Source organism: Mesorhizobium sp. B2-4-1 (assembly GCF_006442185.1).
GTDB lineage: Bacteria > Pseudomonadota > Alphaproteobacteria > Rhizobiales > Rhizobiaceae > Mesorhizobium.
This window is the reverse complement of the sequence record NZ_VFVN01000005.1, coordinates 137,969-151,458: the sequence shown is the minus strand read 5'-3', so window position 1 is coordinate 151,458 and position 13,490 is coordinate 137,969. Positions and strand designations below refer to the sequence as shown.

General features: G+C 63.3%; 14 protein-coding genes. 4 read left to right on the top strand and 10 right to left on the bottom strand.

Annotation, left to right across the window (positions count from 1 at the left end):
• Positions 1-238 precede the first annotated feature (238 nt).
• Both irrA and FJ949_RS15060 read left to right on the top strand, forming a co-directional pair.
• Positions 239-670 carry an iron response transcriptional regulator IrrA gene (gene irrA / locus FJ949_RS15065; RefSeq protein ID WP_181165297.1) on the top strand — a complete coding sequence of 144 codons (432 nt, stop codon included), beginning with the start codon at positions 239-241 and terminating at the stop codon, positions 668-670.
• A gap of 49 nt (positions 671-719) precedes the next feature.
• Entirely contained in the window at positions 720-1,079 is a 360-nt protein-coding gene (locus tag FJ949_RS15060) for a DUF4260 domain-containing protein (protein ID WP_140496764.1), read from the top strand.
• Between the two features lie 43 nt (positions 1,080-1,122).
• Here the strand turns inward: FJ949_RS15060 and FJ949_RS15055 are convergent, their stop codons facing one another.
• Complete coding sequence (locus tag FJ949_RS15055) at positions 1,123-1,683, bottom strand: SH3 domain-containing protein (protein WP_140496762.1); 561 nt, start codon at positions 1,681-1,683, stop codon at positions 1,123-1,125.
• 148 nt (positions 1,684-1,831) lie between these two features.
• Between FJ949_RS15055 and FJ949_RS15050 the strand changes: the two genes are divergently transcribed.
• Complete coding sequence (locus FJ949_RS15050) at positions 1,832-2,833, top strand: D-glycerate dehydrogenase (RefSeq protein ID WP_140496760.1); 1,002 nt, start codon at positions 1,832-1,834, stop codon at positions 2,831-2,833.
• Between the two features lie 30 nt (positions 2,834-2,863).
• Here FJ949_RS15050 and FJ949_RS15045 read toward each other — a convergent pair whose 3' ends face one another.
• From FJ949_RS15045 to FJ949_RS15005, 9 genes are all read right to left on the bottom strand, one after another.
• Positions 2,864-3,352 carry a GNAT family N-acetyltransferase gene (locus tag FJ949_RS15045; RefSeq protein WP_140496757.1) on the bottom strand — a complete coding sequence of 163 codons (489 nt, stop codon included), beginning with the start codon at positions 3,350-3,352 and terminating at the stop codon, positions 2,864-2,866.
• Positions 3,353-3,354: 2 nt separating this feature from the next.
• A complete protein-coding gene (locus FJ949_RS15040) occupies positions 3,355-4,113 on the bottom strand; it encodes a molybdopterin-synthase adenylyltransferase MoeB (protein ID WP_140496755.1) in 759 nt (252 codons plus the stop codon).
• Positions 4,114-4,152: 39 nt separating this feature from the next.
• Complete coding sequence (gene recF / locus FJ949_RS15035) at positions 4,153-5,295, bottom strand: DNA replication/repair protein RecF (protein ID WP_140496753.1); 1,143 nt, start codon at positions 5,293-5,295, stop codon at positions 4,153-4,155.
• A gap of 11 nt (positions 5,296-5,306) precedes the next feature.
• Positions 5,307-6,425, bottom strand: coding sequence for a DNA polymerase III subunit beta (dnaN, locus tag FJ949_RS15030; protein WP_140496751.1), 1,119 nt, complete (start codon positions 6,423-6,425; stop codon positions 5,307-5,309).
• Between the two features lie 200 nt (positions 6,426-6,625).
• Positions 6,626-8,170, bottom strand: a complete 1,545-nt coding sequence (dnaA, locus tag FJ949_RS15025) for a chromosomal replication initiator protein DnaA (protein WP_140496749.1) — start codon at positions 8,168-8,170, stop codon at positions 6,626-6,628.
• Between the two features lie 850 nt (positions 8,171-9,020).
• A complete protein-coding gene (rpsT, locus tag FJ949_RS15020) occupies positions 9,021-9,287 on the bottom strand; it encodes a 30S ribosomal protein S20 (protein WP_140496747.1) in 267 nt (88 codons plus the stop codon).
• Between the two features lie 206 nt (positions 9,288-9,493).
• A complete protein-coding gene (locus FJ949_RS15015) occupies positions 9,494-10,267 on the bottom strand; it encodes an enoyl-CoA hydratase (RefSeq protein ID WP_140496745.1) in 774 nt (257 codons plus the stop codon).
• A 41-nt stretch (positions 10,268-10,308) separates the two neighbouring features.
• Complete coding sequence (gene mutM, locus FJ949_RS15010) at positions 10,309-11,199, bottom strand: bifunctional DNA-formamidopyrimidine glycosylase/DNA-(apurinic or apyrimidinic site) lyase (protein ID WP_140496743.1); 891 nt, start codon at positions 11,197-11,199, stop codon at positions 10,309-10,311.
• On the bottom strand, positions 11,192-12,433 hold the full coding sequence (locus FJ949_RS15005; protein ID WP_140496740.1) for a phosphopentomutase: 1,242 nt from the start codon (positions 12,431-12,433) through the stop codon (positions 11,192-11,194). The genes mutM and FJ949_RS15005 overlap by 8 nt, the downstream gene beginning before the upstream one ends.
• Positions 12,434-12,568: 135 nt before the next feature.
• Between FJ949_RS15005 and FJ949_RS15000 the strand changes: the two genes are divergently transcribed.
• Entirely contained in the window at positions 12,569-13,486 is a 918-nt protein-coding gene (locus FJ949_RS15000) for a PhnD/SsuA/transferrin family substrate-binding protein (RefSeq protein ID WP_140496738.1), read from the top strand.
• Positions 13,487-13,490 lie beyond the last annotated feature (4 nt).

The following is a 13,490-nucleotide window of genomic DNA, read 5'->3' as shown; positions in this document are numbered from 1 at the left end:
CTCGTTCCCATATGTCCCGGGCGCTGGCGCGCCCTTGTCGTTGGTGTCCTAACACAATCTGTTTCAGGCCGGAAACCGGCGTTTGCGCTTAACCCGCCAGTCTTGCCGGGTCAATGCGCGCTATTGATCGCATCCGGACGACAGAATATATGTCGAAAGGGGTCCGGTTTCGGCAGACATCCATTTTTTTGCCATTCTGGACGTGTCTTGAGGCGGAACTGTGAGCTTGGACGACCAGATGGACCGGGGCTGCCGGAAGGAAAATGTCGCTGTGGACAAGCGGGTTCGTGAAGCCGGCCTGAGGCCGACACGGCAGCGCATTGCGCTTGCCGACCTGCTTTTCGCCAAGGGCGACCGCCATCTGTCGGCCGAGGAACTGCACGAGGAGGCCGTCGCCGCCGGCGTGCCGGTGTCGCTGGCCACCGTCTACAACGCCCTTCACCAATTCACCCAGGCGGGACTCCTGCGCATTCTGGCTGTCGAGGGCGCCAAAACCTATTTCGACACCAACACCTCCGATCATCACCATTTCTATATCGAAGGCGAAAACCGGATTTTCGACATCGCCAATGGTCCGGTCACCGTCACCAACCTACCGGAACCACCCGAGGGGATGGAGATCGCCAATGTCGACATCGTGGTGAGGCTGCGCCCCAAACGCGCCGAATGACCGAAGGCCAAGCACGTATGCACGGCCGGGCACGTATGAACGGCCGGGAATGAAACCCCTCGATCTGGCTGTCCGGCTGGAATGGGCCGCTGTCGCGGTGTCCGCTATCGTCTTTTATGCACTCGCCGGTGCGTCCTGGCGGTTGTTCGCCTTGTTGATCCTGGCGCCTGATCTGTCCATGTTCGGCTATCTCGCCGGGCCGCGCGTCGGCGCCGCCTGCTACAATGCCTTCCACATCTTGGTCCCACCGGTGTTTTTGGTGCTTGCCGGCAGCCTGTTCGGCAATGCAGCCGCTCTAGCGGTTGCATTGATCTGGATCGCCCACATCGCTATCGATCGCGCGCTGGGTTACGGCTTGAAGCTGTCGAGCAGCTTTCAGGATACCCATCTCGGCCGCATCGGCCGCTAAACGGTCCGGCCTGCGGTTCAAACGAATCGGGCAAGGCCAAAAATCAGTCCTTGACCCGCTCGCCGGGATAGGCGCCCCAGACGACGGATTGGGCGAGCCAGCCGGTATGGCCATCGAGCGTCATTTCGCACCACTGGCCGTCGCAGGATTTGATCGTGCCCATGACGCCCGGCTCGACGATCGCCACCACGCTGGCGTCCTTTTCGGGGCTCCTGAGGAGATTGATCTGGGCGCCCTTGCCGCGCTGCCACGGCGCCACGATCGCCGTGCGCCGGCCCGAAAGCAGCGACTGGTTGATCCAACCTTCCGAACCGTCGGCGTCGCGCACGCGGCGCCATGTGTCGAACTCCTGGATGATCTCCATCGGCAGGCCGGCCTTCAGATACATCCAGTCGACCGAGTAGTTGGCGCCCGGCCCGACACGCGAATTGACGCGGCCGGATTTCAGGCTGACGAATCGTGGCAGCGGCAGGCCGCTCGGCCCGAGCGTGACGACGCTCTGGGCGGGAGCCGCTGCACCTTGCGCGCACAGTTGGGGTGAATAGAGCAGAGCGCCGAGAAATGCTGCGCTGAGGGTCAGGCGAAGCGACGCGAAACCAGACACTTTCGTTCCTTTCGGCGCTGGCCTGCCGGCCCCGGCGCCCCTTTTTCTTTGTCTTCGGCGGCACCGCTTGGTACATGGGTAAATCGGCTACCGCGACCGGCTTCCAGTTTCGCCGGTCTTGGTTAAAGAGGTCTCAACGAGGGAAGCAATGGCAGGCAAAAAGAAGCCTCTCGTGGTCATCACGCGAAAACTGCCCGACCCTGTCGAGACCCGCATGCGCGAGCTGTTCGACGCAAGGCTGAATGTCGAGGACAGGCCGATGACGCAGCCGGAACTGGTCGCGGCGGTCAAGGAGGCCGACGTGCTGGTGCCGACGGTGACCGACCGCATCGACGCGGCATTGATCGCCCAGGCCGGCGAAAACCTCAAGCTGATCGCCAATTTCGGCAATGGCGTCGACAAGATCGACGTGGCGGCCGCGGCCAAGAAAGGCATCACCGTAACCAACACGCCCAACGTGCTGACCGAGGATACGGCCGACATGACGATGGCGCTGATGCTGGCGGTGCCGCGCCGGCTGGCGGAGGGCGCCAATGTACTCACCGGCGACAAGAAATGGGCCGGCTGGTCGCCGACATGGATGCTTGGCCGGCGCATCTGGGGCAAACGGCTCGGCATTGTCGGCATGGGGCGTATCGGCACCGCCGTTGCCAGGCGTGCCAAGGCTTTCGGCCTCTCCATCCACTATCACAACCGCCATCGCGTGCTGCAGGCGGTCGAGGACGGGCTGGAGGCGACCTATTGGGAAAGCCTCGATCAGATGCTGGCCCGCATGGACATCATCTCGGTCAACTGCCCCTCGACGCCGGCGACCTTCCATCTGCTTTCGGCGCGGCGGCTGGCGCTGCTCCAGCCCACCGCCTATATCGTCAACACCGCGCGCGGTGACATCATCGACGAGGAGGCGCTGGTCAAGCTGATTCAGGATGGCAGGATCGCCGGCGCCGGACTCGACGTCTACGAGCACGAGCCCGCATTGAACGGAAAACTGCTCAAGCTCGCGACCAAGGGCAAGGTCGTGCTTTTGCCGCATATGGGGTCGGCGACGCTCGAGGGCCGCATCGACATGGGCGAGAAGGTGATCATCAACATCCGCGCCTTCGTCGACGGCCACCGCCCGCCGGATCGCGTGCTGCCGCTCAGGACCTGAGCGGCTTCGCAACATAATGTAAGTGGAAACTTACGAAACAGTCTTGCGCATGGTGACCGAAGTCGGTCGCGCATAACCTTCATGCGCCGTTCTCACGGTCTCGCGAAAACCGAGCCGGGCAAAGGCTGCCTGGTTCCCAGCCAGCTCGATTCGCGTCTGCAGCTCGATTGCGGCCTTGCCGCGGCTGCGGGCAAAATCCTGGACGGCTTGCATCAACAACCTGCCGATGCCCTGGCCCTGACAGTCCGGCGTGACGGCGAGCTTGCCGACATAGAGGTGGTCGGTTCGTTCCAGGGCGAAGATGCAGCCGACGATCCTGTTGCCGCTGAGCGCCAGCATGCCGGTCTCGCGGCGGGCTTTGTCGCGCAAGGTTTCCGCGGTGAGCAGGTGCGCCGAGGATGGCGGGTCGATGATGCCGTCCATGAAGGCGAAAGCGCGCAGGATCAGGGCGAGCACTTCGTTCCAGCGGTCGAAATCGGCCGGAATCCGGGTGATGACGATATTGGCAGTGCGCGTCAACGTCAGTTTCGTCTCTTGTAGCGGATGGTCTCGAAACGCGCGGCCAGCGCGTCATAGAGCAGCAGTCGTCCGATCAGCGGCTCGCCAATGCCGGTGATCAGCTTGATGGCTTCCATCGCCTGCAACGTGCCGATGACCCCAGTCAGCACGCCAAGCACCCCGGCCTCGGCGCAGGACGGCACCAGACCCGGCGGCGGGGCCTCCGGGAAGAGGTCGCGGTAGCCGGGGTTGGAGGTGCCATCCCTATCGGCTTGGAACGGCATCAGCACGGTCACGGAGCCATCGAAACGGCCCACGGCGGCGTGCACCAGCGGCTTTCCCTCCGCCGCGCAGGCATCGGCCACGACATAGCGCGTCTCGAAATTGTCGGACCCGTCGACGACCACGTCGTAACGGGCGACGAGGGCTTGGGCATTGTCCGCGGTCAGGCGCAATGTGTGGATTTCGACAGCGGTGTTGGGATTGATGCGGGCAATTGCCGCCTTGGCGCTGTGGGTTTTCAGCATGCCGACAGTGTTCGTGCCGTGAATCACCTGCCGCTGCAGGTTGGAGAGCGAAACCGTGTCGTCGTCGATCACGCCGAGCGTACCGACGCCGGCTGCGGCAAGATATTCAAGCACTGGTGCGCCCAATCCGCCGGCGCCGATGACCAGCACCCGCGCTCGCTTCAGGCGCTGCTGGCCGGCGCCGCCAATTTCGGGCAGCACGATGTGGCGGGCATAGCGTTCGAGTTCTTCGTCGGTGAGGGCGGTGGCGATCATGGCTCGATCATATAGCGGGAGAAAAACCTTGTCAGGTGCTCACACAGCCATCGGCGCGACCGTGCCGTGATCCACGATCAGGAACTGCGCCCGGCCCGCCAGGCTGGAAAACAGCGCAGCATCGGTTCCCGTCATGAAAGCCTGGCAGTTCAATTCCTCCAGGATCGAGAACAGCGCCGCACGCCGGCCACCATCGAGATGTGCCGCGATCTCGTCGAGCAGCAGGATTGGCGTCAAGCCGGACATCTCGCCGGTCAATCTGGCATGCGACAGGACAATGCCGACAAGCAAGGCTTTCTGTTCGCCGGTCGAACACAGCGCCGCCGGCATCGCCTTGGGTCGGTGCCGGACCACGAGATCGGAGCGGTGCGGGCCCTCGAGCGTGCGCCCGGCGGCGCGGTCGCGGTCGCGGCCCCCGGCGAGCGTGCGGCGGAACCGCTCCTCGACGTCGACAGCCGGCGTGTTGGCGATCTCGGCTTCCAGATCGCCCGACAGGCCGATATCGGCCTGCGGAAACGGGCCGCTGTCGGGCAGCCTGTCGATCATGGCGGCCAGAAGGCGCACCATTTCGGCGCGCGCCGCGGCGATCGCCACGCCTGTCTCGGCCATCTGCGTCTCGATCGCCTCGAACCAGCTCAAATTCCGCGAACCTTCCGTCAGCAGCCGGTTACGGCCGCGCATCGCCTTTTCATAGTCGAGGGCGCGCTGTCCGTGGCCTGGATCGATCGCCAGCACCAGCCGGTCGAGAAAGCGCCGGCGGTCCGCGGCCGGTCCTGTGAACAGAGCATCCATGGCCGGCGTCAGCCACACGACGCGCAGCCATTCCAGCATGTCCTCGGCGGATCGCGCCGTGGCGCCGTTGATGCGCACCCGCCTGCCGCCCTCGCCAAGACTGTCGCCACCCGAAATGCCCGTCCCTATCTCGACTTGGCCGTCAGGTCCGTCGAGCCATGCGTGCAGCGCAAAGCCGCCGTCACCACCCTCACGCGCGACGTCCGCGTAAGGCGCGCGGCGCAGGCCGCGGCCCGGCGTCAACAGGGAAATCGCTTCCAGCAGATTGGTTTTGCCAGCGCCATTGTCACCGGAAAACACCACCGCGCCCGGCTCAAGCTCGACCGACAGCGCCGCATAGTTGCGGAAATTGGTAAGTGTAAGCTTACTTATATTGGTTTGTGCCGGCAACCGCTACTGCTCTACACCCGCATCGGCATCAGCACATAAAGCGCGGTTTCATCGGCCATGTCGTGGATCAGCGTTGGCGAACCGGCGTCGGCCAACATGAACCGGGCCTCTGAACCGGTCAATTGTGCGGCAACGTCGAGCAGGTACTTGGCGTTGAAGCCGATCTCGATCGGATCGGCTGAATAGTCGGCGGCCAACTCCTCGGTGGCGCTGCCCGAATCCGGATTGTTGACCGCAAGCGTCACCTGGCCCTCACTGATCGAAAGCTTCACCGCGCGCCCGCGTTCGGAGGAGATGGTCGAGACGCGGTCGACGGCGGCCGCGAAGCTCTGGCGGTCGATGATCAGCTTCTTGTCGTTGCCGGTGGGAATGACCCGCTGATAATCGGGGAAGGTGCCGTCGATCAGCTTGGAAGTCAGGATGACGCTGCCGATGGTGAAGCGGATCTTGGTGTCCGACAACTCGGTGGTGACCGCCACGTCGGGATCATCGACCAGCTTCTGCAATTCGCTGACCGTCTTGCGCGGTATGATGATGCCCGGCATGCCTTCGGAACCCGCCGGCGCGTCGATCTCGGCGCGCGCCAGGCGATGGCCGTCGGTCGCCACCGAGCGCAGCTTCAGCTTGCCGCCGACCTCATGTGTGTGAAGATAGATGCCGTTGAGATAATAGCGCGTCTCCTCGGTGGAGATGGCGAACTGGGTCTTCTCGATCAGCCCCTTGAGCGCGACCGAGTCGAGCCGGAAGATATGCGAGAAGGATCCGGCCGAAAGCTCGGGGAAGTCCGATTGCGGCAGGCATTGCAGTCGGAAGCTCGAGCGGCCGGAGGTCACCGTCATGGCGTTGCCGTCCTCGTCCGTCTTCAGCATCACCTCGGCACCGTCGGAAAGCTTGCGCACGATGTCGTAGAGCAGATGCGCCGGAACCGTTGTCGCGCCACCCCGCTCGACCTTGGCCGGCGTCGCTTCCGTCACCTCCAGGTCGAGGTCGGTGGCCTTCATTTCCAGGCTGGCGCCTTCGGCGCTGAGCAGCACGTTGGACAGGATCGGTATGGTGTTGCGCCGTTCGACCACGCGGTGGACGTGGTTGAGCGACTTCAGGAGATTTGACCGTTCCAGGATAACACGCATGACGAACCAGGCTCGCTTGAATGAATGAGCGGGTCTCCGGCTGGCGGCGTCCCGCGAAAGGTCTGAACAGGCTTCAGAATCTGCGTAAACTGACAGGAAAAAACCAGCAAACGCAAGCCCGCGCGACCGGTTCGGGCCGGCTACGCGGGCTTTCTGGGGATAAAGGCGGCGAAGCACGCCGCCAGGCGTTTTCGAACGGCTCAGGCCTGGTCGTTGATCAACCGTCTCAACAGTTCCAGTTCCTGCGCCAGCGTGTTGTCGCCGCCGGAAAGATCCTCGATCTTGCGCACTGCGTGCAGCACTGTTGTGTGGTCGCGGCCGCCGAAGCGCCGCCCGATCTCGGGCAGCGAGCGCGGCGTCATCACCTTGGACAGATACATGGCGACCTGCCTCGGCTTTACGATGGTGCGCGTGCGCCTGTTGGACAGCAACTCGGTCTTCGACACATTGTAGTGCCGCGCGACGATGCGCTGAATATCCTCGATACGGACCCGCTTTGGCTCGCCGGTGCGGTAGATATGGCCGAGGATCTCGTCGATGCGATCGATGGTGATCTGCGGCTCGAACGACTGGCGGAACAGGAGTTGATTGAAGGCGCCTTCCAGTTCGCGGCCGCTGCCGGTCACCGTGCGGGCGACGTGATTGAGGATCTCGTCGGAGATGTCGAGGGAAGCGTCGTCGTGCCTGGCGGTGGCGAGGCGCAGCTTGAGCATGCCCAGTCGCATGGCGAAATCGGGGGCCGACATTTCGAGCGCGACGCCGCCATTGAGGCGCGAGCGGACCCGCGGTTCGAGGGATTCCAGTTCCGACGGGGGCCGGTCGGCGGCGACGACGACCTGCTTGGCGCTGTCGAGCAGCATGTTGATCAGATGGCAGAATTCGTGCTGGATCGACTTGCCCTGCAGGAATTGCATGTCGTCGATGATGAGCAGGTCGATATCGCGAAGCTGTTCCTTGAGCGTCAAGGCATTGTTGTCGCGGATCGCGGTGGCGAAGCGCCACATGAAATATTCCGCCGTCAGGTAGACGACGCGCGATTTCGGGTTCTGCTTCAGCGATTCCGCGGCGATAGCCTGCAACAAATGGGTCTTGCCGAGGCCGACCGTCGCATGAAGGAAGAGCGGGTTGAAGCGCACCGCGCTCGACTGCGATTCCGCCACGGCCTTGGCCGCGGCGAAGGCCACCCGGTTCGACGGCCCTTCGATGAAAGAGGCGAACGTGTAACGCGGATCGAGCGGCGATCCTAGCACATTGTGGCGGAACTCGCTCTCGGCCGGCATGCCCGGGCGCGGCGCCGGAGCCCGCTCCAGCCTGCCGGGGCTTACGGTGCCGGCGGCCAGCGCCGTCTGCGTTTGTCGCGTCATCTTGCGCGCCGGCGCCAATTCCGGTTCGGCATGGCTGCGCCCCTGGCGGGTGGCTGTGCGCACGATGATCTCGATCTTGAGGATCTCGGGATCCTCGTGCTTCCAAAGCTCGCAGATAAGGTCGAGATAATGGCCGTTGATCCACGAGCGCAGGAAGGCAGTGGGCACCGAAATGCGAACGATGCCCTTTGAAGCCTCCGCGACCTTCATGCGCCCGAACCAGCTCGAATAGACTTCGGTTCCCAACCGCGCCTTCAACTGGGCCTTGACCCGGTCGAACTTCTGTTCCGCGTCGCTGGAAGCCGCCATCTCATCAGCTCCGATCAGATTTCCTGAAAATGGGATGTCATTGGTAAGCTCCCTTTCGACGCCGCTCTGCATGATCGAGTTCCTTGTCTCTGTACCTGTTTTTCCGCCGGGGATGCGCCTCCTGCATCCGTGTTCCAGCGACTGCGCTTTGCTACGACGCCCGCTGCCGCCGCCGGCAGATGAACGTCGCCCATTGTGTCCAGGGACCCGGTGCCGGCCCATGGAAGCCAGTCCGTGTTGGGTATGTCAGGGCAATGCAACACCGTCCGGCGAAAATCGCCGGCGCTGTCGACCTGCCATGTATAGTTACGCCAGTCCCCTACCGTATCGAAAAAGAGCAAACCAAACCTGTCCGCGGACTTGATCCGCGCCACAAACCCCGCCAATTTAAGCTGGCCCATTCAGGCTGGGTCAGGGCCACCCGGCCCATCCCTTTCGATGGACCGACATTACCGAAATCGCTGTGGATAGGGCAAGGCCACGTCTAACGGATTTTTAAGGAATCTGGTTAGGTCCGGCGCGCCGAAGCGCCATGCGGCAGCACTATAGTTTGACAAAGCCATTGTGATTCAAACCCTTTTCCGGCGAATATGAAAAAGCCGGGCTGGCGCGAAATTTTGTGAAATAAATCGCTTGACAGCCAGTTGTTCTCCTGGCGCTTCGCCGCGCTGTGGACAACGTGTGGATGACTATCTGTAACTAGCTGGGAAATATTGATTATTTCTGCGGAGGGAGAATTTTTTAGCCGACACTTTTCAAGTATCTGGACCATCAGCCGGCACGCATATGCCGGCAAAGCATTTCGGACCGCAAACTCCGCTTTCGACGCCGTTTCCGAGTATTCTTTTTAAGTGCTTGCCGGCAAACGAAAAAACCCGGCACTATCGGCCGGGTTCCCAGAAGATCAGTCCGGAAAGGGACGTCAGGCCGACAGCACCTTGAGGCGCTGGGCCAGCCGTGAAACCTTGCGGGCCGCGGTGTTCTTGTGGATCACGCCCTTTGTCGCGGCACGCATCAATTCCGGCTCGGCGGCCTTGAACGCCGCCTGCGCGGCGGCCTTGTCGCCGGAGGCGAGCGCCTCCTCGACCTGGCGCACATAAGTGCGGACGCGCGAGCGGCGGTTTTTGTTGATCGCCGCGCGGCGGACGATCTTGCGCGTTGCCTTTTTGGCCGAGGATGTATTGGCCATGATGCCTCTCTTCTGATCTGGTCGGCGCATGCGGCATGCCGCAGGGCACAAAAAACAAACGGGCAGCCACAGGGCCGCCTCGGTTGGTGCGGCTTATAGTTCAGCTTTCCCGGCGCGTCAACGCTGGCTGGCGTTCTTTTTGGCTGTCGTCGCGCCGGAGCATTTTTTCAGCCACGCCGAAGCACTTGGCCCCCGGAGGTGCGCTGTCAGCGATTGGTGAAATTCGGCTTGCGCTTCTCGGCGAAGGCCGCCATGCCTTCCTTCTGGTCGTCGAGCGCAAACAGCGAATGGAACAGGCGACGTTCGAACCGCAGCCCCTCGGCGAGCGTCGTTTCATAGGCTCGGTTGACGGCTTCCTTTGCCATCATCACCGACGGCAGCGAAAAATCGGCGATCTTGGCCGCCGCCTTGACGGCCTCCTCGACAAGCTCGCCGGCAGGCACGACGCGCGAGACCAGGCCGGAACGCTCGGCCTCCGCGGCATCCATCATCCGCCCGGTCAGGCACATGTCCATCGCCTTCGACTTGCCGACGAACCGGGTCAGGCGTTGTGAGCCGCCCATGCCGGGAATGACGCCGAGCGTGATTTCGGGCTGGCCGAATTTTGCCGTGTCGGCGGCGATGATGAAGTCGCACATCATCGCCAGTTCGCAGCCGCCGCCCAGCGCATAGCCGGCCACCGCCGCGATGATCGGCTTGCGCGCCCGGGTCAACTCTTCCCAGCCGACGAAAAAGTCCTTGATGTAGGCATCGACGTAGGAAATCGACTGCATTTCCTTGATATCGGCGCCTGCGGCGAAGGCCTTCTCGGAACCAGTGACGACCATCGCGCCGATGCCGTCATCTGCCCCGAACACGTTTACCGCGGCCACCAATTCCGCCATGACCTGGGAATTCAGCGCATTGAGCGCCTTCGGCCGGTTCAAGGTGATCAGCCCGACCTTGCCCCTGGTTTCAACGACGATCGTTTCATAGGCCATGGCTTCGGCTCCTCTTCCAGGCAATTGAAGATCGATCTAGCTCACCGCTGACAGGTCCGGCAATAGAAGGTCGAGCGGCCGCTCTGCGTGATGCGCTCGATATGGCCGCCGCAGCCAGGCTTGGAGCAGGGTTCGCCCTCCCGGTCATACACCGCGAAGGAGTGCTGGAAATAGCCCAGCGAACCGTCGGTCTGCATGTAGTCGCGCAGCGACGATCCGCCGGCCGCAATGGCATCTGCGATGACCGAGCGGACCGCCACGGCAAGCCCCCGGCTTTGCTCACCCGCTTTCTTGCCGGCTTTGGCTATCGTGCCCGCCTCGCGCAGCGGCGACAGCCCGGCGCGCCATAGCGCCTCCGAGACATAGATGTTGCCGAGCCCGGCTATCAGTCTCTGGTCGAGAAGAGCGGCCTTCAGCGGCGATTTCCGGCCCTTCAGCAGCGAGGCCAGCAGCACTCCATCAAGCGCATTGCCGGTGGGTTCGACGCCGAGCCCCGCCAGCATCGGATGGGTATCCGGCGGCCCTTCGCAAAACAGCATGAAGCCGAAGCGGCGCGGATCGTTGAAAACCACGCGCGAGCGGGTGCCGTCCCGAGAGGCGACGTCGAAGATGACATGGTCGTGCGTCGAACTCTTCGACCGCTCGTGATGGAACACGCCGGGCATTTCGGCAGCGTCGGCCGTCTCGATGCGAAACGAGCCCGACATGCCGAGATGGCAGATCAGGGCGGGACCGCCTTCGAGATCCATCGTCAGATATTTGGCTCGGCGTCCGAGCGCCGTGATCGTCTTGCCGGTCAGCCGCTCGGCGAATTTTTCGGGGAATGGAAAACGCAGGTCCGGCCGGCGTGCCTCGGCGCGGATGATGCGGGCACCCTCCAGAACCGGCTCCAGCCCGCGCCGGACCGTCTCGACCTCGGGCAATTCAGGCATGGCCGCCTATATCCGGGTAAAAGGAAGTGCCGTAGCGGCCGTGCGCCAACCCGAGATGTTCGGCCACGGTTTCACCAATGTCGCAGAATGTCGTTCTCAGCCCGATGTCGCCGCCCGTCAGACCCGGTCCGATGCCGATCACCGGAATCCGTTCGCGTGTGTGGTCGGTGCCGCGCCAGGTCGGGTCGTTGCCGTGGTCGGCCGTCAGGATCAGCAGATCGCCCTGTCGCAATCTCGCGAATGCTTCCAACAGTCGCCGGTCGAAGGCCTCGAGCGCGGCGGCATAACCTGCAACATCGCGGCGATGCCCGAACTCGGTGTCGAAATCGACGAAATTGGCGAAGACGAGATCGCCGTCGCGGGCCGCATCCATTGCATCAAGCGCCTGGTCGAACATGGCCATGTTGCCCGCGGCCTTGCGAACTTCCGAAATCCCCCGATGGGCAAAGATGTCGCCGATCTTGCCGACGGCGATGACGCGGCTGCCACGCGCCGTCAGCCGGTCGAGCAATGTCGGCTCGGGTGGCGGCACGGCGTAGTCGTGTCGGTTGTAGGTCCGCTCGAAAGTGGCTGCCGTCTCGCCGACGAACGGTCGGGCGATCACCCTTCCGATCCTCAACGGATCAACCAGGCGACGCACCACCTTGCAGAATTCGTAGAGCCGCTCCAGGCCGAAATGGACCTCGTGCGCGGCGACTTGCAGGACTGAGTCCACGGAGGTGTAGCAGATTGGCTTGCCCGTGCGGACGTGCTCCTCACCGAACCGTTCGATGATCTCGGTGCCAGGCGCGTGGCAGTTGCCGAGAATGCCCGGCACCTTGCCTTCGCGGATGATGGCCTCGGTCAGTTCGGAGGGAAAGGCCGGGACCGTGTCGGGAAAGTAGCCCCAGTCGAAACGTACCGGCAGGCCGGCTATCTCCCAATGGCCGGATGGCGTGTCCTTGCCGCTCGAAACCTCCTGGGCGGCACCGTGGAAGGCATTGGCGACGAGATCCGTCCCGAAAGCGGCAAAGCCCAGCCCCGTCGCGGTCTCGGCAGCCTTGCCAAGTCCGAGCGACGCCATGTTGGGAACAAACAACGGCCCCTGGCGAAGTCCTTCGCGATCGGCGCGGCCTTCCGCACAGGCCTCGGTGATATGGGCGAAGGTGTTGGCACCGGCATCTCCGTAGCGTTCGGCGTCGGCGGCGCCGCCTATGCCGAAGGAATCCAGGACGAAGAGGAAAGCACGCGCCATGAGGTCATTGTTGCCGGTTTGAGCACCCAGACATAGGGTTCCACGGCGGCATTGGCAATTCGGAAACCAAACGGCAACCGCTCGGCGCGATAGTCCGGAACCAATTCATTGACGGATCGCAGGACCGGGTCTCCCATGAAAGCTGCCCTGAAGACATGCGCCGCTCTCATGATCGCGCAAGGCGCGGTCTGGTCCGGCTCGGCGCACGCCGACTGGCGTGACGATATCGGCACGTTTCGCATCGGCATCGTCGCCGAACCCGGCGCCGCCAACACCGTTCCAGGCCTGGCGCGGTTGACCGAGGCCTTTACCAACGCGCTGGGCATGAAGGTGGAGTTCGTCGTTGCCCGTGACTATGCCGCGCTGATCGATGCGCAGGCCAATGCTCGCATCGAATATGCCGTCTACTCGGCGACCGCCTATGCAACGGCGTCAAGACGCTGCGAGTGCGTCGAACCGCTTGTGGCACCGGTCGATTCCGATGGCGCGGTCGGCATCCGCGCCGTGCTGCTGACGAAGGATGGCAAGGTGCCCAGCCTGGCCGCGATGGAAACCCACCGGATCGCCATGCCGCCGGCGGACAGCATTGGTTCTCTTTTGCCATTGGCCGGACTGGCTGCCGAGCACGTCAAGATCGCAGAGGACGCATCGTTTCTGGTTCACGCCGGTTCCGCCTCGGCCGCGGAAGGAATGCTGGTCGATGGCCAGGCCGATGCCTTGTTCGGCTGGGCGACGGCGGCGGCCGACGGCGAGCCAAGACTATCGGGCACGCAGGCAAGGCTCGAAGCCGCCGGGCTTTCGGCGACCGCCCTTCAAGTCGCATGGACGTCGGGCTTGCTGAGATACGGTCCCCATGCGGTGCGCAGCGATCTCGACCCGGAAGCCAAGCGCCGGTTGGCAGTTTTCCTGACCAATCTCAAATCGACGACGCCCGACATCTACGACCTGCTGGAATCGAGGCATTCCGGCGGTTTCGCCACCGTGGTTCCCAAGGATTACGAGATGGCGCACGCCATCGTGCGTCTGGTGTCGGACGGTGGCGTGCGGCGATAGGGTC